Source organism: Acinetobacter sp. CY17, from assembly GCF_059515825.1.
Map to the genome: position 1 here is coordinate 1 of NZ_JCAKMX010000003.1, position 24,055 is coordinate 24,055.

At 42.2% G+C, this 24,055-nt stretch carries 27 protein-coding genes; 10 read left to right on the forward strand and 17 right to left on the reverse strand.

Annotated elements, in window-relative coordinates; all coding sequences use genetic code 11:
- The 3 genes from AC5YCI_RS02685 to tnpA all read right to left on the reverse strand — a co-directional run.
- Window positions 1–281 (reverse strand): IS66 family transposase (locus AC5YCI_RS02685; RefSeq protein WP_496175161.1); only part of this gene is annotated, 281 nt, incomplete at its 3' end.
- A 74-nt stretch (window positions 282–355) separates the two neighbouring features.
- The gene (tnpB, locus tag AC5YCI_RS02690) at window positions 356–745 is read right to left on the reverse strand and encodes an IS66 family insertion sequence element accessory protein TnpB (RefSeq protein WP_496175162.1); all 390 of its coding nucleotides are present in this window, start codon (window positions 743–745) and stop codon (window positions 356–358) included.
- Complete coding sequence (gene tnpA, locus AC5YCI_RS02695; protein ID WP_218999213.1) at window positions 688–1,071, reverse strand: IS66-like element accessory protein TnpA; 384 nt, start codon at window positions 1,069–1,071, stop codon at window positions 688–690. The genes tnpB and tnpA overlap by 58 nt, the downstream gene beginning before the upstream one ends.
- Window positions 1,072–1,138: 67 nt before the next feature.
- On the opposite strand from tnpA, the gene AC5YCI_RS02700 reads away from it, so the two are divergent.
- Window positions 1,139–1,354 carry a hypothetical protein gene (locus tag AC5YCI_RS02700; protein WP_496175163.1) on the forward strand — a complete coding sequence of 72 codons (216 nt, stop codon included), beginning with the start codon at window positions 1,139–1,141 and terminating at the stop codon, window positions 1,352–1,354.
- A gap of 75 nt (window positions 1,355–1,429) precedes the next feature.
- Window positions 1,430–2,953 (forward strand): anti-phage dCTP deaminase, encoded by a 1,524-nt coding sequence (locus tag AC5YCI_RS02705; RefSeq protein WP_496175164.1) that lies wholly within the window; start codon window positions 1,430–1,432, stop codon window positions 2,951–2,953.
- Window positions 2,954–2,983: 30 nt separating this feature from the next.
- On the opposite strand, the gene AC5YCI_RS02710 is transcribed toward AC5YCI_RS02705, so the two are convergent.
- From AC5YCI_RS02710 to AC5YCI_RS02725, 4 genes are all read right to left on the reverse strand, one after another.
- Window positions 2,984–3,268 (reverse strand): DUF3817 domain-containing protein, encoded by a 285-nt coding sequence (locus AC5YCI_RS02710; RefSeq protein ID WP_496128787.1) that lies wholly within the window; start codon window positions 3,266–3,268, stop codon window positions 2,984–2,986.
- A gap of 168 nt (window positions 3,269–3,436) precedes the next feature.
- Window positions 3,437–3,994 (reverse strand): superoxide dismutase [Cu-Zn] SodC, encoded by a 558-nt coding sequence (sodC, locus tag AC5YCI_RS02715; RefSeq protein WP_496175165.1) that lies wholly within the window; start codon window positions 3,992–3,994, stop codon window positions 3,437–3,439.
- A gap of 92 nt (window positions 3,995–4,086) precedes the next feature.
- Window positions 4,087–5,199, reverse strand: a complete 1,113-nt coding sequence (locus AC5YCI_RS02720) for an AI-2E family transporter (RefSeq protein ID WP_496175166.1) — start codon at window positions 5,197–5,199, stop codon at window positions 4,087–4,089.
- A 90-nt stretch (window positions 5,200–5,289) separates the two neighbouring features.
- Window positions 5,290–5,934 (reverse strand): ParA family protein, encoded by a 645-nt coding sequence (locus tag AC5YCI_RS02725; protein WP_496128790.1) that lies wholly within the window; start codon window positions 5,932–5,934, stop codon window positions 5,290–5,292.
- Window positions 5,935–6,400: 466 nt separating this feature from the next.
- Here AC5YCI_RS02725 and AC5YCI_RS02730 point away from each other — a divergent pair, with 466 nt between their 5' ends.
- Complete coding sequence (locus tag AC5YCI_RS02730) at window positions 6,401–6,907, forward strand: hypothetical protein (RefSeq protein ID WP_496128990.1); 507 nt, start codon at window positions 6,401–6,403, stop codon at window positions 6,905–6,907.
- A gap of 15 nt (window positions 6,908–6,922) precedes the next feature.
- Complete coding sequence (locus tag AC5YCI_RS02735; RefSeq protein WP_496175167.1) at window positions 6,923–7,330, forward strand: protease inhibitor I42 family protein; 408 nt, start codon at window positions 6,923–6,925, stop codon at window positions 7,328–7,330.
- A gap of 46 nt (window positions 7,331–7,376) precedes the next feature.
- Here AC5YCI_RS02735 and AC5YCI_RS02740 read toward each other — a convergent pair whose 3' ends face one another.
- Window positions 7,377–7,709 (reverse strand): HopJ type III effector protein, encoded by a 333-nt coding sequence (locus AC5YCI_RS02740; protein ID WP_496175168.1) that lies wholly within the window; start codon window positions 7,707–7,709, stop codon window positions 7,377–7,379.
- Between the two features lie 103 nt (window positions 7,710–7,812).
- Here AC5YCI_RS02740 and crcB point away from each other — a divergent pair, with 103 nt between their 5' ends.
- Window positions 7,813–8,178, forward strand: coding sequence for a fluoride efflux transporter CrcB (gene crcB / locus AC5YCI_RS02745; protein ID WP_496128991.1), 366 nt, complete (start codon window positions 7,813–7,815; stop codon window positions 8,176–8,178).
- Between the two features lie 38 nt (window positions 8,179–8,216).
- Here crcB and AC5YCI_RS02750 read toward each other — a convergent pair whose 3' ends face one another.
- Entirely contained in the window at window positions 8,217–8,477 is a 261-nt protein-coding gene (locus tag AC5YCI_RS02750; RefSeq protein ID WP_496128793.1) for a type B 50S ribosomal protein L31, read from the reverse strand.
- Between the two features lie 89 nt (window positions 8,478–8,566).
- Complete coding sequence (locus AC5YCI_RS02755; protein ID WP_496128794.1) at window positions 8,567–9,865, reverse strand: ABC1 kinase family protein; 1,299 nt, start codon at window positions 9,863–9,865, stop codon at window positions 8,567–8,569.
- Window positions 9,866–9,998: 133 nt separating this feature from the next.
- Here AC5YCI_RS02755 and AC5YCI_RS02760 point away from each other — a divergent pair, with 133 nt between their 5' ends.
- Window positions 9,999–10,223, forward strand: a complete 225-nt coding sequence (locus tag AC5YCI_RS02760; RefSeq protein ID WP_496128795.1) for a DUF1737 domain-containing protein — start codon at window positions 9,999–10,001, stop codon at window positions 10,221–10,223.
- A 14-nt stretch (window positions 10,224–10,237) separates the two neighbouring features.
- Here the strand turns inward: AC5YCI_RS02760 and AC5YCI_RS02765 are convergent, their stop codons facing one another.
- Complete coding sequence (locus AC5YCI_RS02765) at window positions 10,238–11,575, reverse strand: MATE family efflux transporter (RefSeq protein ID WP_496175259.1); 1,338 nt, start codon at window positions 11,573–11,575, stop codon at window positions 10,238–10,240.
- A 27-nt stretch (window positions 11,576–11,602) separates the two neighbouring features.
- Window positions 11,603–12,061 (reverse strand): DMT family transporter, encoded by a 459-nt coding sequence (locus tag AC5YCI_RS02770; protein ID WP_496128797.1) that lies wholly within the window; start codon window positions 12,059–12,061, stop codon window positions 11,603–11,605.
- A 125-nt stretch (window positions 12,062–12,186) separates the two neighbouring features.
- Here AC5YCI_RS02770 and hemW point away from each other — a divergent pair, with 125 nt between their 5' ends.
- A complete protein-coding gene (hemW, locus tag AC5YCI_RS02775) occupies window positions 12,187–13,341 on the forward strand; it encodes a radical SAM family heme chaperone HemW (RefSeq protein ID WP_496128798.1) in 1,155 nt (384 codons plus the stop codon).
- A gap of 241 nt (window positions 13,342–13,582) precedes the next feature.
- On the opposite strand, the gene AC5YCI_RS02780 is transcribed toward hemW, so the two are convergent.
- The 5 genes from AC5YCI_RS02780 to ribA form a co-directional block, all read right to left on the reverse strand.
- Window positions 13,583–15,406 (reverse strand): acyl-CoA dehydrogenase C-terminal domain-containing protein, encoded by a 1,824-nt coding sequence (locus AC5YCI_RS02780; protein WP_496128799.1) that lies wholly within the window; start codon window positions 15,404–15,406, stop codon window positions 13,583–13,585.
- A 344-nt stretch (window positions 15,407–15,750) separates the two neighbouring features.
- Window positions 15,751–16,539: a shikimate dehydrogenase gene (gene aroE, locus AC5YCI_RS02785; protein ID WP_496128800.1), complete on the reverse strand. Its 789-nt coding sequence runs from the start codon at window positions 16,537–16,539 to the stop codon at window positions 15,751–15,753.
- Between the two features lie 49 nt (window positions 16,540–16,588).
- A complete protein-coding gene (locus AC5YCI_RS02790) occupies window positions 16,589–16,795 on the reverse strand; it encodes a hypothetical protein (protein ID WP_496128801.1) in 207 nt (68 codons plus the stop codon).
- Between the two features lie 120 nt (window positions 16,796–16,915).
- Window positions 16,916–17,860, reverse strand: coding sequence for an oxygen-dependent coproporphyrinogen oxidase (gene hemF, locus AC5YCI_RS02795; protein WP_496128802.1), 945 nt, complete (start codon window positions 17,858–17,860; stop codon window positions 16,916–16,918).
- A 113-nt stretch (window positions 17,861–17,973) separates the two neighbouring features.
- Window positions 17,974–18,576 (reverse strand): GTP cyclohydrolase II, encoded by a 603-nt coding sequence (gene ribA / locus AC5YCI_RS02800; RefSeq protein ID WP_496128992.1) that lies wholly within the window; start codon window positions 18,574–18,576, stop codon window positions 17,974–17,976.
- Window positions 18,577–18,876: 300 nt separating this feature from the next.
- On the opposite strand from ribA, the gene dxs reads away from it, so the two are divergent.
- The 3 genes from dxs (at window position 18,877) to AC5YCI_RS02815 (ending at window position 24,048) form a co-directional block, all read left to right on the forward strand.
- Window positions 18,877–20,787, forward strand: coding sequence for a 1-deoxy-D-xylulose-5-phosphate synthase (gene dxs / locus AC5YCI_RS02805; RefSeq protein ID WP_496128803.1), 1,911 nt, complete (start codon window positions 18,877–18,879; stop codon window positions 20,785–20,787).
- A 100-nt stretch (window positions 20,788–20,887) separates the two neighbouring features.
- Window positions 20,888–21,718: an inositol monophosphatase family protein gene (locus AC5YCI_RS02810; RefSeq protein ID WP_496175169.1), complete on the forward strand. Its 831-nt coding sequence runs from the start codon at window positions 20,888–20,890 to the stop codon at window positions 21,716–21,718.
- 455 nt (window positions 21,719–22,173) lie between these two features.
- Window positions 22,174–24,048 carry a DEAD/DEAH box helicase gene (locus AC5YCI_RS02815; protein WP_496128805.1) on the forward strand — a complete coding sequence of 625 codons (1,875 nt, stop codon included), beginning with the start codon at window positions 22,174–22,176 and terminating at the stop codon, window positions 24,046–24,048.
- The last annotated feature ends 7 nt before the right edge of the window (window positions 24,049–24,055 follow it).

Sequence of the window (24,055 nt, forward strand, 5' to 3'; positions counted from 1 at the left end):
GCTGCGATATCTTCTTCGACCGCTTCGTCCCATAGATGGATTTGTTTTGCGGTGAGATGTTCGTTTTTACTGCCGAATTTATGCTTTTTAAACAGCGCCAGTTCATGCTCGTATTTTTGATTGAGAATAGAAAGATGCTGAACTTTGGCATCCAATTGCTGGTTTGATTTTTCTAATTCTTGATTTGATTGTGCCAGAGACTGATGCTGCATTGCCAACTGCTGGGTAAATTCCAGCAGTTGTTCATGGGTCAGTTGGCTTAAGTCAGGCAGCGTATTCATGATCGCAGTATGCCTGAGGTCATGACGCAGAGGAAATAGAACGTTTGGAGAATAGCAGAATAACCGAGCTTGGTTTAGAGCATTGTGACCACTTGCTGTCGTCCAATGCGCTGCCAGGGCAAACCCTGGATTAATGCCTGTAACTGTTCCGGGTTGAGGGCCACGGTTTCACCTTGGTGAACTTGAGCCCAGTGGAATTTTCCCTGTTCCAGCCGCCTGGCACACAGCCAGATGCCCAGTCCATCATGTACCAGCACTTTCATACGATGGCCACGTTTATTACAGAACAGGTAAGCACAATGCGGTTTAATGTAGCCAAAGGCTCTCACCACCTGAGCCATGACAGTATCCATCCCTGCTCGCATATCCAGAGGTTGGGTAGAAAGCCAGATTTCATCAATGCGGATCATGTTGCCAGTGCCTTGAGTAATTCTGCTAAAGCAGATATTTCTGATACTTGCCATTTCAAGCCAATTTCTGCTTTTGAGTGGGGTAAAGTAATTTGAACCTTTAACATGTCAGTAGGAGTAGGATCTAATGGTGCAGAGCAAGATAAGGCAATAAATGCAGGTTTATTCGGTAGTGGTGAGCGATCACTCCCTGGCTTAGCATCAATTAAGCGAATCCATTTGGATACAAGATTTGTATTCAATCCATGTTGCAAAGCGACCGAAGCAATTGAAACGTCCGGTGCTTTACAAGCCTGAACGATCTGCTGTTTAAATTCAGCACTGTATGTTCTTCGTTTTTTCGCAAGAGATGCGATGGATGTCTGGTGATTTGTAGTCATAAATTTTAGTCCCCACTTGTTTTTAAGTGGGGACTAAATTAAGGCTTATAGGATGAATTCATAAGGTGTGTTCAGCGGACGCTTACGTTTAAATGATGATTTTGATCGAAATATAAGAGTGATTGTTTACTATTATGATGATTCGGCAAAGTTCTCTTTGCTCAATAATCTCCTTGCCATTTTAGATAAAGATAAAGTTGAAAAATGGATGAAGAAAAAATGGCTACAGTTTAAGCCTAATCCTCAAATTAATTTTGAAGTTCAACAACAGCAAATTGCTTAAAAACAGCTAAAAACTTGAAAAAAAACACATCAGTATAGAGAATAGAGAATCTGCTGTTTTCTTTACTGGTGCACTATGCTCGAAGATATCAAAATAACCAACCATGAGCTTGTCATTGGTCTTGTGGGCGCGGTGGGTAGTCGCCTTGGGCAACTCAGTGACATTGTGCAAAACCTACTCGAACAGCAATTTAACTACCAAGTCGAAATTATTCGCGTGTCTAAAGACATCCTCGCCGAATTCTATCCGTATACCCAAAATGGCAGCGCCTTTGACCGTATTCATCACTATATGGATAAAGGCAATGAACTGCGCCGTGATTACCAAACCGACTTTTTAGCGCTGCAAATTGTTAAAAAAATCTATCAGCGCCGCCAAATATGGCAACAGCAAAATCCTGAGCAAGATATTCAGCAGCGCCGTGTGGCTTATATTGTGGATTCGTTAAAACACGAGTCAGAGATTCAAGCCTTACGCCAAATTTATGGCAATGGCTTTTTTCAGTTGTCATTATATGAAGCCAAAAGCGCACGTACCCATGCTTTAGTCACCAAATACGGCATGAGTGAAAACAAAGCCAAAATCTTAATTGAACGTGATGAAGGTGAGGCCAATTCGTATGGGCAACATACCAGTGAAGCATTCCATCTAGCCGACTACTTTTTAAAGTTTGAACATAATCAAAATCAATTACGTGAGTCTTGCTTACGCTTTTTAAAACTGATTTTTAAAAACCCGTATATCACGCCTACTTTCAATGAATTTGCAGCGTATATGTCGTTTAGTGCTAGCTTGCGTTCGGCAGATTTATCGCGTCAAGTGGGGGCAGTAGTGGCCAAAGATGAAACCATTTTAGCCATTGGCTCCAATGATGTACCTAAGTTTAGAGGGGGTACCTATTGGCCGTACTTTAATGAAGAAACGGGAGCGGTCGAAGATGTGCCCAATGGCCGTGACTATATGCGTGGCTATGACGTCAATACCCAAGAAAAGCAGGGCATTATTCAAGATTTGTTAGGCAAAATCGAAAACGTGATTGAACGCGAAATGCCAGATGAGCGCCGTGCTTTAGTCAAAACCGAAATTGAAGCGATTTTAAAACAAAGCAAAATTAAAAATATTTTGGAATATGGTCGCGTGGTACATGCCGAAATGGATGCGCTACTCAGTTGTAGCCGTAGTAATATTTCGACTGTAGGTGCGACTTTATTTGTCACCACTTTTCCATGTCATAACTGCGCTAAACATATTTTGGCAGCAGGGATTGAAAAAGTAGTATTTGTCGAGCCTTATCCGAAAAGTTTAGCACTGCATTTACATCATGAATCAATTACTCAGCGCTGGGAACAACAAGAAAGTGAAATTCATAACAAACTGATTTTTGAACCTTTTGTGGGTGTAGGTGCGCGGAGTTTTATGAACTTATTTTCGCTGTCTTTAGGTGTGGGTGAAAAAGTCAAACGTAAAGATGCCTTTGGTCGCGTACTCAATTGGCAAGCAGAAACAGCAACTTTACGCATGCCAATGCATGTCTTGTCTTATCAAGCCTTAGAAGAAAAAATTATGCAGATGATGCAAAGCAAAAATAAAGCAGATTAAAACTAAAATCCCGCATATTGCGGGATTTTTTTAAACTTGAAGTTGTTTTAATTTACGGTCATACACAAACGTACCAAAAGGTAGAATAGCTGCCACTAAACCTGCTACAAACATATTCAGTGACCATTTTTCACGTTCACAGACAACCAATAAAACCGCTAAAAAAGCGATGACTAAAATACCGTGCCCCATGCCCACATATTTAACTAAAATAGGATTTCCCCACAGATATTTAAGCGGCATAGCAATAAACAGCAGCAATAAAAAGGATAAACCTTCAATAAAACCAACCAGACGTAAGGCTTGAATATTCATCTTAAAAAATAGCAAAAACAATACTATATGAGATTTTTAATCTTGCTTTAACTCAAGTTTTAATTAAATTGTAAATGGGTTGTGATGTCTTTGGCAGTCTAGCTCAACTCTGTTGTAGCGTTGGCTTTTAAGAACACAATAAAAAAGCAGCCGAAGCTGCTTGTAAACTTAGTGGATGACACCACAAGCAATACGATCACCGCCACCGCCTAAAGGTTTTGGTACATCTGAATAGTTATCACCACCGGCATGAATCATCACTGCACGACCACTGATGTCTGCTAGTTTTAATCGAGGTGCAATTAGACGTACGTTGGCTGTGCCATCTTCTGCCACTTTTAATGCTGGTAAATCGCCTAAGTGACCTGATAAAGGTGTGCCATGGTTGGCAGCGCCATTGCTATTTAAATGGCTACCCGCTGCCAATGCTGCGCCCATTTTGCCATCTTTTTCAGCAGGCGCACATGAGCCATTTTCATGAATGTGAAAGCCACGTTCACCCGCAGGTAAGCCACTTAAATTGGTGCTAATGATTAAACCTGCAACGCTGTCTTGGAACGTGATAGTACCGAGTTTTTGACCCACGCCTTGTGCAGATACGGCATTTACCTCAACAGTTTTTTGTGCTGTAGGGACAATTTGCCCCTGATCATTGGTGGTGGCACAGCCTACAGTAACGGCTGCGCTCAGAGCTGTAAGAACTGCAAGTTTATAAAATGACGACATTGTATTTCCTATGGTTGTAATTATAAACAAGAATCATTTAAACAAACTCAAGTGCTTAACTCAATCTAAAGCGGTGACAATCTGTATAAGTTTTACTTGATTTGTGCATCATCCAAATCATGAGCAAGGGTGGCTTTAGGCATTAAGCCTGCATCAACTTCTTTGCTTTCATGCAGCCATTCGCGCCAAATCGCCAATAACACCGCTAAAATTACAGGACCAATAAATAAGCCCACCATGCCAAAGCTGGCCAATCCCCCCAAAACCCCAAACATAATTAAGATAAATGGAATTTGGGTGGCGCCTGAAATCACCAGTGGACGAATCACATTGTCGGCGGTACTCACTACACAAACACCCCATGCCATCACGCCAATCGCCTCAATGGTATGACCTTGTGAAAATAACCATAGAGATATAGCACCATAGGCCACAGGCGGACCAAATGGAATTAGGGCAAAGATAAAGGTCACTAGGGTGAGGAGCATTGGATTTGGTACACCAGCAACAAAATAGCTGAGACCTGCCAATAATGCCTGTGCAACCGCAGTTAAGCCAACACCATAGACCACTGCGCGTGTTGTTTCAGAAATGGTGTCTAGATAATGGTGAACGCGTGGTCCAATGACCATCTCTAACGCACGACTGACTTGGGTTAAAATAGTTTGACCATCGCGGTAAAAGAAAAACAGAGTCAGTACGGCAAAGCAGAGTTTGACCATGTTGCGCGTGACTTCATTTAATACAATCTTGCCGTAATTCAGATGACCCTGTATCCAAAGTGATGCGGATTGAATAATGCTGTTGGGATCTTGATTGATTTCTTGTAAAGTGCGAGTAATTTCTTTACCAATAAAGGGTAAATTGGCAATCACCTCAGGCACAGATAAATGCCCAGAGAAGACTTGTTTTTGTAACTCGTAATACAAGCTACGACCTTCATGCTGGATCATAAAGATCGCAAAAATGACTGGCACACCGACGATTAACACCACCAGCAGAATCATTAAAGTGGCGCTTAAGGTGGCACGTTGACCACAGGCAGCCTTAATACGGCAGTATAAGGGCCAAGTCATATACGCGATAATTGCTGCCCATAACACCGGAACAATAAAGTATTTGAGCACACTAAAGCTCAAAAACAACAAGAAGAAAAACAGTCCAAAGAGCAAGACTTTTTGTATTGTTGGCGCGTACTGATGCACTGATGTCACTGATTGATTAATGGGTCGTTGACCATCTTAACGCAAAAATCGTGCGCAGCAAGTTAAAGCATGTGTCTAATTGGTTTTAATTTAAAACCAATTGCTTGGATCATCAATAATCGCATTCAGCACGGGCTGCCATTGATCTTGCATGGTTAAATAAGTCTTTTGAGATTTATCAAATATATTCAAACCTTGCTGGGCCAATTGTGCATAAGCAACCCGCTCAGAGATCCATGCCAAAGGGGTTTGCCCGACTTTATCAAAAAAGGCCTGCATATCTTTATTGGTGGCACTGTTGGCTTTAACCCGATTGGCCAGTAAATGAATCTGCACTTTGCCTTTACGAATGCGTTTAATATCTTGAATATGCTTTAAAAAGCGTCGCGTACTATCAATATCAAAAAATGAGGGTTGCAGCGGGGTAATCATGGCATCTGCTTCGGCAATCAATTGTTCAGCATTTGTGCCGGATAAAGCGCCTGGTGCATCAATAATTAAATACTCAATGCCTTTGGGAACTTGGCCAAAGGATTTATCCGCACGCCAGTCGAGGCTTTGAATTTGTGCTGCATCCTGAGGACGTTTTTTAAGCCAATGCAAAGCTGATTTTTGTGGGTCAGCATCAGCGAGTGCCACTTTATAGCCTTTTTGTGCTAGGGCTGTTGCCAAACTAATGGCTGTTATGGTCTTACCACAGCCTCCTTTTTGATTTGCAATTAAAATAGTTTTCATGATCCTGCTGGTTTTATTCTGCTCAGCTCTAGCATAGCATCGTTTTATGTCCAGCATATGACATAGGACAAAAGTATTAACAGCGCTTATATGGCGTAAAACAACCGCTTAAATCAACCTTTTAAACTCTAATCTTTATGTGATAATTCTCATAGATTGATAAGGCGATAGGGTTAAAATCATTGCTGATCAGCATGTTAAAAAACATCTTAATAGCGCTAAATTTGGCTTCAAGGAATAATTAAAATCAGCCACAAAAATGCCGTTTAGATGATGATAAGTGAGCTTAAAAACAGATGAAAAAGCTACAAAAACACAGCAAATGCAATAGCTTTGTTACCGATTTTAAATTGTGATTTAGGCTTAAAGATTTAAGCTAGAAGTACATATAAAACTTAGGATAAGCAGGATGAAAACAGTGTTAATTGCGACGACCTTGGCTGTAGTCAGCATTTTAGGCATTGCGATGACGCATGCTGCCCCTGAATATAATATTGCTAAAGGTCTGCCGCCTGCTTTAGAAAGCCAATCCATTGAAGTGTTACAACCCTTTAAAGGTGATTTTCGTATTTTAGGTTCTAAAGTTTATACCGACGATGCACAAGCCAAATTTTCACCAATTGACTATGCGGTGAGTTGGGGATTGTTTGCTGAACCTGAAATCGCGCGGACCATTAAAGTCAATCAATATGACCGTTATTTAAATTGGAATATGCCACAAGTGCCGGTTCCAGTTGAGCAAGCCATGCAGATGGTATCTAATATGCATATTGTGCCAGCCAACCCAGAAATTGCTCAGCAAATTAAACAGGTTAAGCGTGGTGATCTGGTGCGTTTAAAAGGCGAATTAGTTGAAATTAAAGACCAAGATTTAGTGTGGCGTTCCTCTTTAACTCCAACTGATATTGGCGATGGTGCCTGTGAAGTTTTTCGTGTAAATTCAATTCAGTGGATCGAAAAAGTTCAGGCATGATTAATCGGGGAAAACATGAAAAAAATCACTTTAACGCTGTTAGCGGCAACTTTACTCACCGCCTGTGTGAGCACGCCAAAGCCAACCCAACCACCACAAGGGACCTATCATTATCCAGTGGATAAACCGTGTAGCGACAATCTACGCTTAAAAGTAGGTGAGAGTATTACTGTTCAGGTTTATGACAACCCTTCAACGGGCTATAGTTGGAATGTGGTAGGTGCGGAAAAATTTTCAGTACAAAGTGCTTATATTGCCGCAGTGGCCAAGCCTAAGCAGCCCATTATGGTTGGTGCAGGACAAGATAAAACCTTTATCTTTACCGCTAAAGCACAAGGCGATGACCAAATTGCCTTGCATCATGGACGTAGCTGGGAAAGCCAATCGGCACCACAATGGTCATGTCAAGTAACCGTTGAATAAAGCTATTGAGTTAAAAATCCTCCTTTTAGGGAGGATTTTTTTATGCTTATTTCTCTGTTAATGCTTGACCCGAAAATTGGATACCTGCCCAGCCATGTTGCATAAATTGGCGGATATTTTGATGATCTGTACCCTCAGGATGGGCTAGCACCGCAGCATAATGTTCAGCAAATAAGCTTAAAGTTTGTGCTTGGTCTAATTGTTGCAACTGCGCAAAGGCAAACACTTTAGCACTGCCTTGATTTTGATCTGCTGCATTGCTTTGGCTACCATTTTTAAATGCAGTTGGGGTATGGGTGTAATGTTGTTCGATATAAGCCAAAACATCGCTAAATTGGGCCTGATTTTGGCTTAAACGTTGCAGTAAATCCTGTGCCATTAGACTTTTATCCTCAAAAAATGTGTTTCGAATATAGCAGGCTTAAGCTTTGTTTTTAATACAGGGTTAAACTGTAGTTTTTAGTTTTTTGTATAACACTATGATGACGTGGTTATTGGTGGCAACTGGTGGAGCAATTGGAGCGATGCTTCGCTATGCATTAGGTTTAATGTTGGTCAAGCCAACTAGCCTATTTCCTTGGTCTACGTGGTGGATCAATTTAGTGGGCTGTGCTTTAGCTGGTATTTTCTTTGCTTTTAGCCAAAAGTATCCAAACTTACAACAAGAAGCACGCTTATTTTTTATGGTCGGGGTATTGGGTGGTTTTACCACCTTTTCAAGTTTTGGTTTAGAAACCTTTCAATTATTAAAACATGGACACTGGATGATTGCCCTAAGTTACGCCTTATCCAGCTTGGTTTTAGGGGTATTGTTGTTAACGCTTATGGTGTATCTGTTGCAGCGTTAAAAATAGGTCCAATGTGGAGATTAGACCTATGCCAGCCATTAATCCGCTTTTTTGCGGCCAAAACGTGCAAAACGTTTATTAAAGCTCGCCACACGTCCTTCATTACTGGTTTGACGTTGTTCACCAGTATAAAAAGGGTGAGAAGCACTGGAAATATCAAGGCTAATATATGGATAAGTCTGACCTTGGTATTCACGAGTTACACTGCTTTGCAAGGTGCTACCAATCACAAAATACACATCAGCGTTGGTGTCATGAAACAAAACTTCATGATATTGGGGATGAATATCAGGACGCATATTGTTTTTCCTAATTTATAGATATGTTATAACATAGCATAAAGGGGTAAAAAGTAAACCCAAAGTTGATGAAAACTTTGGGGTGTATACTAAGCTCGGGGCGGCAGCAACTCATCAAATACGTCGTTTAAGTTGTCATTGACCTTGAGGTTGATCAAATTCCAATATTGGCCTGAGATGGTACGATTCACCATTAGAGTATCGGGTGAGGGTTTAAATAAATCCCAGTACTTCAGTGAAGGCTTCACCAATTCCATCGCATCATGATGTGAGCTGTTAGCAGCAAAATCATAATGGGTGGTTAAAGGACGGGTGAAAATCTCAACCCAAGACTCATAGAGCTCGGTTGGAAATTTCCCAGTTTCTGCTAATGAGTTTAAACGTACTAAGTAATCTTCCATGGTCACAAAATCTTGGGCACGTGCAGCATGCACTAGGGCTTTAAAGTTTTCTACCACTTCAGTAGATAAAGTTTTGACCCCACCATAATCGTAAATCAGGACGCTGCCGTCTTCACGAAAAGCAAAGTTACCTGGATGCGGATCACAATGAAAACGTTTTAAATAAAAGATTTCTTGGCCAATGGCACGTAGCAAACGACGGCCGAGTTCATTACGCGTTGCTTGTGACCAAGTACTGGCAGTTTCAATACTATCACCTTGTTCTAAACTTAAAGTTAAAACATGGCGTGAGGAATAGTCAGTGTAGACTTTTGGAATCACGACTTTAGGGTCAAGTTGCTGATGAAAAGTGCGTGCCACTTGCAGGTTTTGTGCTTCAATTTCGTAATTAAGTTCATTATCCAAACTGTCTTGAATTTCTTGAAATAAGCGATCTTGCAGTTTACGTTCAATTTTTAAGACACCCATTAAACGTAGCGCTAAACGTACTTGTTTCAAATCACTTTCACAGGCTTCTTCGACTCCGGGATACTGCACTTTGACCACGACTTGCTCACCATTTTTTAAGATGGCTTTATGGACTTGACCAATCGAGGCTGCTGCAAAAGGAGTTTCATCAAAATGCTGGAACAATTGATCTAAAGGTTGACCGAGCTCTTTTTCCACCTGTGCTTTAATTTGCTTAAAGGGCATTGGCGGTGCTTGACGCTGTAATTTCGCAATGGCTTTAGAAACTTCGGGTGGAAAAATATCTTTATATTGTGAAGCAATTTGCCCCACTTTCATGACAGCACCTTTCATATCCCCTAAGGTTTCGGCAACTTGAACTCCAATGTCTTGGAACATTTTACTGCGCGCGGCATTCTTTTTTTCTTCATCCGCAGTCAAATTGCGTATCGAATTGGAGACAGTTTTTGTCGCGATACTTGCGGTCATGCCTGCAAGTTTTAGAAAACGACGACCAGGCGTACTTGCCGGTTTTGCCATGCGTAAATCCTCGGAAAAAAATCTGCACTATTGAGCTTGATCATAGGCGACAAATGCGCTTGTGCCTACTTTAAATTGTTAAAGGATTGTATAAGGGCGTAGACTCAATCTTATTTTAAAATGAGTCAGCATCATGCAAGTGTATCGCTATTTAACTGGTAAAGATGATGTCAATTTTTGTGCGCGGGTTACGCAGGCTTTAAATGAAGGTTATCAACTCTATGGTTCACCCACCATGACCTTTAATGGTACAGATGTGATTGTGGGACAAGCCATTATTAAGGAAGTTGCTGATGAAACTTTAATGCCACAAGGCTTACAAGATGCAATCCACGCACAAAAAAAAGCGAAGCTTTAAGCTTCGCTTTAGATTTAGCTACTCAGACTTAAACGCTTATTATTCATATATAAACGCATGAGTAATAAGATACATGCCACGGTTAAACCGACAATTAGACCGATCCATACCCCGGGCGCGCCCATACTGGTAAAACGTGATAAATAAATTCCAACAGGGAAGGCCACAATCCAGTAGGCCACCATGGTGATCCACATGGGGCCTTTGGTGTCTTGCATACCACGTAAACAACCGGCTGCACTAATTTGCCATGCGTCCATAATTTGGTAGGCAATCGCAAACCAAATTAAATACATCGCCACTTCAGCCACAGCAAAATCATGGGTATAGATGGCCACAATTTCAGGACGCAACAACCACATGAATAACATCGTCATGAGCGCTAAAGCGGTAGCGGTCAGCAAGCCCAGCTTTTGTACTTTCCGCATGGCAACAAAGTTTTTCTCACCATAGTAGGTGCCAACCCGAATGGTCAGTGCCAAAGCTAAAGACATTGGAATCATAAACAATTGTGAAGTCACAGAAATGGCAATTTGATGCGCAGCGACAATGGTTTCACCTAAAGGGCTTAAAATAATGGCTGCGGTACTAAAAATACTCACTTCAAAGAAAATGGCTAAACCAATCGGGAGCCCAAGTTTTAAAATGCGTTTAATCCAATAGGCATCCATTTTTTCAAAATGACTGAAAATCGAGGTGGCGGTATAAATCTTGGCTTTTTGAATATAAGCCAATAAAGCAAAGAACATCAGCCATTGTAAAATCGCCGTGGCAAAACCGCAGCCGGCACTACCCAGCGCTGGAATGGGGCCAAAGCCATGCATAAAAATAAAATTCAGAGGTACCAATAGCACTAAAGCGATCAAGCTAATTGCGGTGACAGGGCGTGGAAAACCTAAGGCTTCAGAATAACCACGTAAAGCCGCATACATGGTCACCGCAGGCATCCCAAAGCCAATCGCATGTAAGAACAAGCTGGCTTTAGGCAAGAGATTTTCAGGTACACCCAGCACTGGCAGTAAAAATGGCATGAGCTGTAAAACTAAGCCAGCGATAATGCCTAAAATTAATGCCACCCATAAAGATTGCCGCACAATGGTGGCAATTTTCTCAGGTGTTTTGGCGCCGTTGGCTTCTGCCACCAGTGGCGTGGTCGCAATCATAATGCCGCTAAACAGCAACATAATTGGAATCCAAAGACCCACCCCTACCGCAATCGCCGCCAAATCTACTGCGGATAAATGGCCGGCCATAATCGTGTCAATTAAACCAAAACCGGCCTGTGAAAACTGGGTAATTAAGATGGGCAGCATTAAATGCATCAGCTTCTTGAGTTCGAAGCCTGTAGACATCAATTGTGACACAGTAATACTCATCCTCTAGCGTTGTAGGGTGAGCAGTACACCGACAAATATGACCACGCCACCCAATAAACGTTGCCAATGGATTGGATTTTTTTCGGCACCTAACCAACCAAAATGATCAAATAACATAGAGGTGAGTAACTGCCCAAAAATGACCAAACCTGAAAAAGTCAGAAAACCTAATTTGGGGGCAGTATAGATGCTAACGCTAATTGCATAAACCCCTAATACACCGGCAAACCATGCGTACCATGGCAGGGTGAATATACTGTTTAGTTCAGGTAGCTGTTGCTTTTCTAACACCACTAAGCCCGCCAAAACGATGCTGCCCACACTAAAAGATAAAAATGCCGCCTGTAAAGACGAAGCTAGAATTTGACTGACTTGGGTGTTAATGGCTGTCTGTAAGGTCATGGCAGCGCCAATCGCAAATACTAAGGGCATCAGCATTAATAATGGTGTAGATAAATTCATACACATGATCCATTCTTTTTATTGGCTTTTTTACTGTAACCAAAAACGGTCAGGCTTTTCGTCGGTGTCTTGCTAGAGTCATGTTAAAATACGCAGCATTCTCTTTGTTGTTTTGAGCTTGTGCCTTGGCCAAATTAAATCCGCTTGCTGTGCCCTTATCTTTGTATATTCATATGCCGTGGTGTGTGCGTAAATGTCCATATTGTGATTTTAATTCGCATGCCGTACCGGATGGCAAACTGTCGCTCGAGCTAGAGCAAGAATATTTACATGCTTTAGTAGCTGACTTTAAAACCCAAGTGGATTTTGCCAAAGGGCGTAAAATTCATAGTGTCTTTATTGGGGGCGGCACACCGTCGTTGATTTCAGCGCAAGGCTATACTTGGCTGTTTGCCCAGCTTAAGAGTTTAGTGGCTTTTGAAGAAGATTGTGAAATTACCCTTGAGGCCAATCCCGGCACTGTGGAACATGATCCTTTTAAAGATTATTTAGAGGCAGGGATTAACCGCTTATCACTTGGCGTACAAAGCTTTAATGTTGCACAACTCAAAAAATTGGGTCGTATTCATAGTGATGACGATGCGATTTTAGCAATTCGACACGCCAAAGAAGCAGGCTTTAAGCGGGTAAATGTGGATTTAATGCATGGCTTACCTGAGCAAACCCTAGACCAAGCTTTATTGGATTTAAAGCTTGCGGTTGACAATGGTGCCACCCATATTTCGTGGTATCAATTGACCATTGAACCCAATACGGTATTTTTCCGTACTCAGCCAGTTTTACCCGTAGATGAGGTTTTAGAGGACATTCAGGCAGCAGGTGAGGCCTATTTAAAAGCCAATGGTTTTGTCAACTATGAAGTGTCTGCTTGGCGTAAAGAATTACCCTCTGCGCATAATGTCAATTACTGGCAGTTTGGTGATTACCTAGCGATTGGTGCAGGTGCACACGGTAAAATTACCCAACAAGATGGCGTATATCGTTTCCAAAAAACCCGTTTACCTAAGGACTACTTAGCTAAAGTGCCTGCTGAACATTTGCAATATAAACGTATTGAAGATGCTGACATGCCGTTTGAGTTTATGATGAATGCACTGCGTTTAAATCACGGCGTCGACGCTGCACTTTACCCAGAACGGACAGGCTTAAGCTTAAACACGCTACAACCTGTATTAGATTCGCTACGTCAGCGTCAATTAATGCTCAATGAACCTCATCGTTTAGCATGTAGCGAAAAAGGTCATATCTTTTTAAACTCAGTCTTGGAAGAATTTTTGTAAGCTTGAATGTATATGAATTCATGTGGTGGGCGTCTAGGTCTGTATCTAGAGGGCTTATTCTTACTTTATTGAGAATAGGAAGTTCTAAAAATATACAACACTCACTGTTTCTACTTATACCTAAAGATGGGTAGTACAAGAGTGGTAGATTGGACAGTCTCTCATCAAAAAGCCCAACATGATATTGGGCTTTTTTGTGTTTAAAAAATTGATCAGAGAGCACTATGCTGCGCTGTGACCTTTAATAGTCAAAACTAAAATGCTCAGAGTTGAGTGCGGTCATGGTGCGTGATGGATTGACCATTGCTTCGGCATGGCCTTGGGTACGTGGCAAAAGACGCTCAAAATAAAAATCGGCCACTTTAATTTTGGCTTTATAAAATTCAATCGTTTCTGGACCTTGATTAAGCCCAATCTTCTCTGAGGCAATTGCAGCTTGTTGTGCCCAGAAGTAAGCCATCATCACATAGCCTGAGAACATGAGAAAATCCATTGAACTCGACGACACTACATCACGATCTTTACGTGCTACCAATAAAATACGCAGTGTTAGCGTATTCCACTGCGCACAGAGTTTGGTGAGATCCCAAGCAAAACGGCGCATATATTTGTTACGCGCTTGATTGCTACAGAATTTTAAAATTTCGGCGGTATATTCGCGAATCACTTTACCGCGTGAACTTAAAATCACTTTACGACCAATTAAATCTAGAGCTTGTACGCCGGTGGTTCCTTCATATAAGGTGGCAATGCGTGCATCACGCACAATTTGCTCCATGCCCCATTCTTTGATGTAGCCATGTCCACCAAAGACTTGCATCCCTAAATTGGCAGACTCATAACCAAGCTCAGTTAAAAAGCCTTTTAAAATGGGGGTATAAAAACCCAGTTGATCATCATATTCTTTAAATGCTGCTGAATCGCCACGCTCTAATGCATCTTGCATTTTGTCAGAGATTTGTGCGGCATAATAAATCATGGCTCGCCCGCCTTCAGCGACCGCTTTTTGTGTCAGCAGCATACGGCGCACGTCGGCATGATAAATAATCGGGTCGGCGACTTTATCGGGCTCTTTTTTACCTGACAGCGCGCGCATTGATAGGCGCTCTTTGGCATAGGGCAGCGCACCTTGAAAAGACAGCTCTGCATGCGCAATACCTTGAATTGCGGTGCCAATACGCGCCGTGTTCATAAAGGTAAACATGGCATGTAAGCCTTTGTTAGGTTCACCAATTAAATAGCCTGTGGCATTGTCAAAGTTTAAAACAGCAGTAGCAGAGGCACGAATTCCCATTTTGTGTTCAATCGAACCGCAGGTCACAGCATTACGCTCGCCAATGCTGCTGTCTGGATTGGCTAAAAATTTAGGCACAATAAATAAGGAGATGCCTTTAGTACCTTGTGGTGCATCGGGTAAACGCGCCAACACAATGTGCACGATGTTTTCAGTAAGATCATGTTCACCTGCCGAAATAAAGATTTTAGTACCGCTAATACGATAACTGCCATCTTCACATGGTTCAGCTTTGGTTTTAACTTGGCCTAAATCAGTACCACATTGTGGCTCAGTTAAACACATGGTCCCTGACCATTCACCTGTTACCAACTTTGGCATATAGGTATCTTTTTGGGCCTCGGTTCCGTATTGCATAATGGTATTCATACAACCGATGCTTAAACCGGGATACATTTGAAAGGACCAATTGGCAGTGCCCATCATTTCCGACTTAATTAAATTTAAGGACTGCGGTAAGTTTTGACCGCCATATTGCTCAGGATAAGACAGCCCTTGCCAGCCCCCCTGTACCAATTGATCATAAGCTTCTTTATAGCCTTTAGGTGTGGTTACTTCACCATTGTTAAAATGACAGCCTTCTTCATCACCACTTTGATATAAGGGCGAGAGGATATTTTCACAAAACTCAGCTGCACCTTCTAAAATCATATCTACAGTTTCAGGATCAGCCGCTGTGCCATTGCTTAGTGTTTGGTAGTGTTTAGGATAGTCAAACACTTCATTCATTAAAAAACGAATATCGCGTAGGGGAGCTTTATATGTTGGCATAGTTGTAATCCCTCATTGTAAACATTGTTGTTGAGTACTTGATTATTCATATTTGCAGGTGAATTACATTGATAAACCTGCCTAGCTTAAGTGTCAGAAAAGCCAATCTAAGCTAGAATTATTTCAGTTGCGTGAAGCTTGATAATGCTTAAATACTGTACTGATTATTTTTAATCTGTTATTAAGATATTAAATTCAATCATAAAAAAAGGTAGAAAAATATTGTGAAGATATGTGTGCTAAGAGAGTGTTAAGAAAAAATAGGTTTAAAATTTTGGCAAAATAATCAATAAAACTGCAACAAAAAGCCAAAAAAGAGCCTTAATAGGCTCTTTTCAAATAGCTTATAAAAAATCTTTTAAATTAGGACGTACGCCGTTCCAGATATAAAAAGATTCAATCGCCTGACCCACCAGCATGCCAAAGCCATCGGTAGAGGGGACACCACGCGCACGCGCTTGATCTAAAAAGCTTGATGCTTTGCCATAGGCCATTTCATAAGCATGTTTAAAAGTAAGTTCTTGAGGTAAGCGCAGTGCATCACCGCTTAAGCTTGCAGAGGTCGCATTTATCATAAAATCAAATTCACCGCTTAAGTGATCTAAGCTAATCGCGCTGAGTTGTGCTTCAGGCACACTATCTTTTAAATCTCGGACTAATTGTTCAGCACGTGCCAACGTACGGTTAGCAACCACAATTTTCTTTGCCCCAGCATGGACTAAAGGATAAATTACACCACGTGTGGCGCCACCGGCACCTAAAATTAAAATAGAACTATCCTGTAAGTCCCAATTCAAGGCTTGAATTGCCGCCACTAAACCTTGGCCGTCGGTGTTGTCACCATGCAATACACCATCTTGCATCCATAAGGTATTGACTGCCTTTGCAATCTTGGCACGTTCGCTTAGCTGATCACAGGCAGCAAAGGCTTGCTCTTTAAAGGGTACGGTCACATTCATGCCACAACCACCTGCCTTAAAGAAACTATGCATACTCTCAGTAAATCCATCTAGCGGGGCAAGACGTTTTTCATAGCTGAGTTGAATACCGACTTTTTTAGCAAAGGCATGATGTAAATCAGGTGAGCGTGATTGTTCGATAGGGTTGCCAATAACCGCGAATTGTTTGGTCATGATTGCAATTCCGTGTGCACAAATTTGCTGCAACTATACGGCAAAAGCATTAAGGGTTACAAATATCGTTCACTACATCAAACAGCCAAATACTGGCTAATACAAATAAAGAAATGCCAGCTAAAGCACTAATACTGATAGAAATACCATCTGAGAGTAAGCTTTCATAAGCAAGGGTAATACCAAAAGAGATGCCCAAAACGGCTAAGAGAAGCACCAACCACAATGATTTGTGGTTGGAAAAGGACGCAAGCATAAGGCTGCCCTTATTGTAAAAATCAAGAATTTCTAGCTTAAAGGTTTTTATGCTTTAAGTCTGTGGCAGGTTGTAATTAAATATGTATAAAAAAGGCTATTCGAAAATAGCCTTTAGTCATTATTTTTTAAGTTCATTGAGCCAATCATGTGGTTTTAAGTAATAGTCGGTCAGGCGTTTTTCTGGCGAACCCTCTTGCCATTCTGGACGATATGACCAACCCGTCAGAGGCGGTAAGCTGACTAAGATAGATTCGATTCGACCACCCGTTTGTAAGCCAAACAAAGTGCCACGGTCGTAGACTAAGTTGTATTCTACATAACGACCACGGCGATATAACTGGAAATCACGTTGTGCTTCGCTATAAGGTTTGGCTTGGTTACGTTGAAAGATGGGCAAAATCGCCTCTAAATAGCCGTTCCCTACCGCTTGCATATAGTTAAAGCAGGTTTCAAAGTCCCATTGGTTTAAGTCATCAAAGAATAAACCGCCCACGCCACGCTGCTCATCACGATGTTTTAAGTAGAAGTAATCATCACACCATTGTTTGTGTTTTGGATAAATTTCCTCACCAAAGGGTGCACACAGGTCATATGCAGTTTGATGCCACGATAAAACGTCTTCATCATTTGGATAAAAAGGCGTTAAGTCAAAACCACCGCCAAACCACCAAATTGGATCTTGTCCTTCAGGTTCTGCCACAAATAAACGTACATTGGCATGTGAAGTGGGTACATGTGGGTTTTTAGGATGAATCACCAAAGACACACCCATGGCTTGCGCTTTTGCACCAGCAATTTGCGGATGACGCTCAGTTGCCGAAGCTGGCAATTTTGAGATGTTGATGTGGGAGAACATCACACCGCCTTTTTCAATCACGCTGCCATTTTGTAAAACCCGAGAGCGACCACCGCCGCCTTCAGGGCGTTGCCAATCATCAATGGCAAATGTTGCATGACCGCCACCTTGCTGTTCTTGTTGTTCGAGTGCTGCACAAATTCGTGCTTGTAAATCTAGGAGAAATTCGCGAACGCGTTGAATATCAGCCGAAGTTGGATGCTGCATAAGTGACGCCTCAATCAAAAATAGGGGACTTAACCATCAAAACATAAAACCTTAATAAAAGTAAGGGATTTTTAAAGCTAAAAATCCCTTTTTTACAACACAGTTGCTTTGGTTTAAAAATCGTCTTTTTGATACATGTGTGACATACGATCGTGTTTGGTTTTTAAATATTGTTCATTAAATGGATTTAAACCTACCGTTAAGGGTACACGACCGACTACATCAATACCCTGTGAAGTTAATGCTTCAATTTTTAAGGGATTATTGGTAATAAGTTTGACTTCTTTGACCTGTAAATGATCGAGCATAATGCTACACATTTCATAGGTACGTGCATCAGCAGGCAAATTCAGCATTAAATTTGCATCAACAGTGTCATGTCCTTGATCTTGCAAGGCGTAAGCACGAATTTTATTGGTTAAACCAATACCACGTCCTTCTTGGCGTAAATACAAAATTACACCTTGACCAGCATCATTAATTAAACGCTGCGTGGCTTGCAATTGTGGACCACAATCACATTTGAGCGAAGCAAAGGCATCACCGGTTAAACATTCTGAATGTACGCGAACCAAGACTGGTCCTTCAGGTGGCAGATCTAAACCTTTAGACAATGCCACATGCTCTTCTCCCGTTTCGGGATCTTGAAAAACGCTAAGCTTAAATTCACCAAAAGCGGTCGGTAATCGAGACGTTGCGACAAATTGAATTGGCACTGCAAAACCCGTCAAAGAAAAAAAATTGGCTAAAGTATAGCTCAATGCTTGGACATTAGTAGAATTGCTACGCTGAATTTATGCAGAAGATTTTCTTTTTTGTATAAAGCACACGATAATAGTTGATAAATAGTGAGATTATTCAGGATAATCTACCTACCCATGCCCGCGAGAAATTTGTTTTAACAGGACATCGCTAAAAATGTGGCTGATTTAAGGTGCTATCATTCGACGATATGTTCGAGTAACCCATTTGACCTAGCTATAAAATTTGCCAGGCTTTAGAAGGCTTTGCCACATATGTTGTATACAGAAATTCCAACTCATCGCCCTGTAACTCCGTTGCTGGATACGATTGATCATCCAGAGCAACTGCGTATGCTCGACCGCAGCCAACTCGAACAAGTGGCGGATGAGTTGCGTCAATACATTTTGTATGCTGCAGGACAAAGTGGTGGCCATTTTGGCGCAAACCTTGGTGTCATTGAGCTTACAGTGGCGTTACATTATAGCTTTAACACCCCACATGACCGTTTGATTTGGGATGTAGGGCATCAAGCTTATCCGCATAAAGCCTTAACGGGTCGTCGTGAACAGCTCACTACCATTCGTGCCAAAGATGGTTTAGCTGCATTTCCTGCACGTGAAGAATCTGAATTCGACACCTTTGGGGTAGGGCATTCTTCAACGGCTATTTCAGCTGGCTTAGGCATGGCATTGGCCAGTCGTTACCAGAATATTCAACGTGATGTGGTGGCCATTATTGGTGATGGTGCCATGACTGCTGGCATGGCTTTTGAGGCCATGAACGATGCTGTAGCGCATAATGCCAATTTAATGGTGGTCTTAAACGACAATGATATGTCGATTTCATGTAGCACTGGTGGTTTTGCGAAGCATTTAGCTGCCATTTGGGCGCGCGGTGAATCGATTAATATTAGCCAAGATGGTCAGGCCTATGTACAGCCGCATCCACAGTGGTCATACAACTCACGCTTACATCAAGCAGCAACCGATGCAGCCGATAATCTTTTTAAAGCGATTGGCTTTGACTATTTTGGCCCATTTGATGGTCATAACGTACAACAATTAAGTCAAGTGTTTGAGGCCTTAAAAAAACGTCAAGGCCCGCGTTTAATTCATATCTACACCAAAAAAGGTAAAGGTTTTGCTCCTGCTGAAGCAGAGCAAATCAAATACCACGCCATCACTAAAATTAATGCCCTTGTTGCGCCAGCGGCTGCACCTAAATACTCAGATGTGTTTGGCCAGTGGTTGATGGATCAAGCTGAACAAGATTCACGTTTATTGGCCATTACCCCAGCCATGTGTGAAGGCTCTGGAATGGTGAAGTTTGCCAAAAAATATCCTGAGCGTTTCTTTGATGTAGCGATTGCTGAACAACATGCAGTGACTTTAGCGGCAGGTATGGCATGTGAAGGGCTAAAACCTGTGGTTGCTATTTATTCAACATTTTTACAACGCGGCTATGACCAATTAGTGCATGATGTTGCTTTGCAAAACTTAGATGTAACCTTCGCGATTGACCGTGCGGGTTTAGTCGGTGAAGATGGCCCAACCCATGCCGGTGCTTATGACTATGCCTATATGCGCACCATTCCAAATATGGTGATTATGGCGCCAAAAGACGAAAATGAATGTCGTCAAATGTTACATAGCGCCTATATGTACCCGGGTCCTGCCGCAGTACGTTACCCACGTGGTAATGGTATAGGCGTGCATATAGACACACAGATGACAGCCATCCCACTGGGTCAGGCTGAAATTGTGGCTGAATTTAATCCAGATTTAGATGAGCAGATTAGCCTCCTTGCATTTGGTAGTCGCGTAGTACCCGCCATTGCTGCAGCAGAGCAACTGGCAACCCAACTTGCTGTTGCTGTACGCGTAGTGAACATGCGTTTTGTGAAACCATTAGATACAAAAATGCTCGATCGCTTAGCTATAGACACGCATTTATTTGCCAGTGTTGAAGAGCATGCGGTGATGGCAGGGGCAGGAAGTAGTGTTAGTGAATACTTTGCTCATGCACAAATTGTTAAACCAATCATTCATTTAGGTTTAGATGATAGCTTCATGCCACAGGCTAGCCATAGCCAAATGTTAGCTGCAGCAGGTCTTGATAGCGCAGGCATCGCTCAGTCTATTAAATCGGCATGGTTAAAGCTTAAACAGCCTGTTTCATCGTAAAAATTAATTTTTTTGCCCAAAAGCCCCGATCTTTGCTAAAATGTCGGGGCTTTTATGCATTATTCTTTATCGTCTTCAATATATTGTAGTAGGGTGTTCAATGGAACCTATGGTGGTGATGGCTGCGCGTGCGGCTCAGTTAGTTGGTCAAGAGCTTTTGAAAGCGCATCAAAATCGTCATAAGCTCGATCTACAAGTCGAAGAAAAAGGCATCGATGGTCCTGTAACGCGTGTAGACCGTTATTTGGAACAATTAACCATTGATACGCTACGTAAGAGCTATAAAAACCACAGCTTTTTAGGTGAAGAATTTGGTTACCAAGAAGGTAAAGGTCACGACGCCGAATGGTGTTGGGTGATCGATCCGCTTGATGGCACATTAAACTTCATTAACGGCGTTCCGCATTTCTGTATTTCTATTGCTGTTCAACACAAAGGCGTAACTCAACACGGTGTTATTTATGACCCTGTAAAAGATGAGTTATTCTCTGCTAGCCGTGGTCGCGGTGCTATGTTGAATCAACGCCGTATTCGCGTTAACGTGAAAGACAACCTAAGCAACACATTCTTATCTGTAGGTCATGCTTACCGTAAAGTTCGTAACGGCGAAGTGGTTTCTTATGCGAAAAACCATTTTGATGCATTACTAAATGTATCAGAAGCAGGTGCACAATTCCGTCGTACAGGTTCAGCTGCGCTGGATTTAGCGTATGTAGCTGCAGGTCGTTTTGATGGTTACTTCGAACTTGGTTTAAAACCTTGGGACATCGTAGCTGGCGAACTGATTGTGAAAGAAGCCGGTGGTACTGTAGTAGATGCACGTGGTGGCTCTGAATCTATGGAAAATGGCCAAGTGCTTGCTTGTTCTATGAAAATGCTTAAGCCACTTATGCAAGCTGTTGTTCCAGCTTGGGGTGATGCTGCAAAATAATAGAATGCTTTGATCGAGCAAAAAGACATTAAAAATATAGCCCTCCATGCAGGGCTATATTTTTACAAAAAAATAACAATTAAAATAATTATTAAAAACATGAACTTATTAAATTTTTTATAAATTTTAGCTAAAGATTGAGCAAATGGCATGACATTTTCATTAACTCTGCTATAATCCGGCAACGCACTTAATTTCTGTTCGTTACCTGAACATTTCTCTTCTAATCATTGTGTATGCGCGTTCGGTCCAAAGAGAGGACGATATCTCGCGCCCCAATCGCTAAAGCGATTCTATTCAGGTTATGCCGTACTACAAGCGTGCGTTATCACATCGTCGTTACTCGGATCGCCGCTGATTCTCATATTTGTCAGCGATTATTGCTGTACCGCTTTTTGTCGATGTCCATCTGACTTTATTTTAATGGAGCACCCAAATTTCGGGTGAAACACTCTATGAGCAAAACTTTTGCTGATTTTCCTTTACATGAATCTTTACAACAAGCGATTCAAGCTTTAGGTTTTACTTCGCCAACTCCAGTACAGGAACAATCGATTCCTGCAGCGTTAGAAGGTAAAGACCTACTTGTATCAAGCCAAACAGGTTCAGGTAAAACTGCAGCGTTTTTACTCCCAACTTTAAACGCACTTGCATCTGAAGATGCATTCGTTCCGTTTAAAGAGCGCATGAAGGCGATTACTCAGCCGACTATTTTGGTGATTTCACCAACACGTGAATTAGCGCAACAAGTAAGCCAAGACGCAATCGCATTTGTACGTCACATGAAAGGTGTTCGTATTGCTGCAATTATGGGTGGTATGCCGTTTGGTAAACAAATCCAACAATTAAAAGGCGCGCAAGTTGTTGTTGCAACGCCGGGTCGTTTAATTGACTTAGTAAATCGTCGTCAAATTAAACTTGATAAAGTTGAATCTTTAATTGTCGACGAAGCTGACCGTATGCTTGACCTAGGCTTCTCTGAAGACTTAGAAGCAATTGGCGAATATGCTGCTAACCGTAAACAAACATTAATGTTCTCTGCAACGTTTGCACCGCGTATTATTACGCTTGCTGAACGTATGATGAATGATCCACAACGTATTTCAATCGAAACGGGTCACTCTACCAACACTGATATTACGCAAACTTTACATTGGACTGATGGTTTTGAGCACAAGAAAAAATTGCTTACCCATTGGTTAAATGCAGAAGACGTTGATCAAGCAGTTGTGTTTGCTTCAACCCAAGAAGATACTGACATGCTTGCTGAAGAGCTTGCAGAAGCAGGTCTTTCAGTTGTAGCACTTCACGGTGCAATGCCACAAACTGTACGTAACCGTCGTTTACGCAGCATCCGTGAAGGTCGTGCGAAGATCTTAGTTGCAACTGACGTTGCAGCACGTGGTCTTGACGTACCAACAATCTCTCACGTAATTAACTTCGGTCTTCCAATGAAGAATGAAGACTATGTACACCGTATTGGCCGTACAGGTCGTGCTGGCCGTACTGGTAAAGCGATTACACTCGCAACTTACCGTGAACGCGGTAAGATTCGTGCTTTAGAAGACTTCCTTGATGCACGTTTAGACGTATCTGAAATCGAAGGTCTTGAGCCATCTCCACCGCCTGCGCGCGGTAGCCGTGATGGTGCTGGCCGTGGTGGTCGTCGTGACGGTGGTCGCGGTGGTCGTGGCGGTTTTGGTGGCGGTCGTCGTTTTGAAGGCGAAAGCAACTTTAAACGTCGTGAAGGCGGTGATGATCGTCCACGTCGTAGCTTTGATGACAAACCACGTGGTGAGCGTCCAGCATTTGGTGGCGAAGATCGTCCACGTCGTGAATTCAACAATGATCGTCCACGTCGCGAAGGCGGTTTTGGCGACCGTCCACAACGTTCGTTTGATGACCGTCCAAAACGTGATTTTGGCGACCGTCCACAACGTTCGTTTGATGACCGTCCAAAGCGTGATTTTGGCGACCGCCCACAACGTTCGTTTGATGACCGTCCAAAACGCGATTTTGGCGACCGTCCAGCACCACGTCGTGAAGGTGGTTTCGGTGATCGTCCTCGTTCTAATGATGACAACCGTGGTAACCGTGTAGATTACAAACCAGCTCGCGAAACTGGTTACGGTGATCGTCCTAAACGTACTTTCGGCGGTGAAGATCGTCCACGTCGTGACTTTGGTGATCGTCCACAACGTTCATTTGGTGATGATCGTCCTAAGCGTACTTTCGGTGGCGAAGATCGTCCACGTCGTAGCTTTGATGACAAACCACGTGGCGAGCGCACATTTGGCGAAGACCGTCCACGTCGCAAATTTAACGACTAATTGTTAA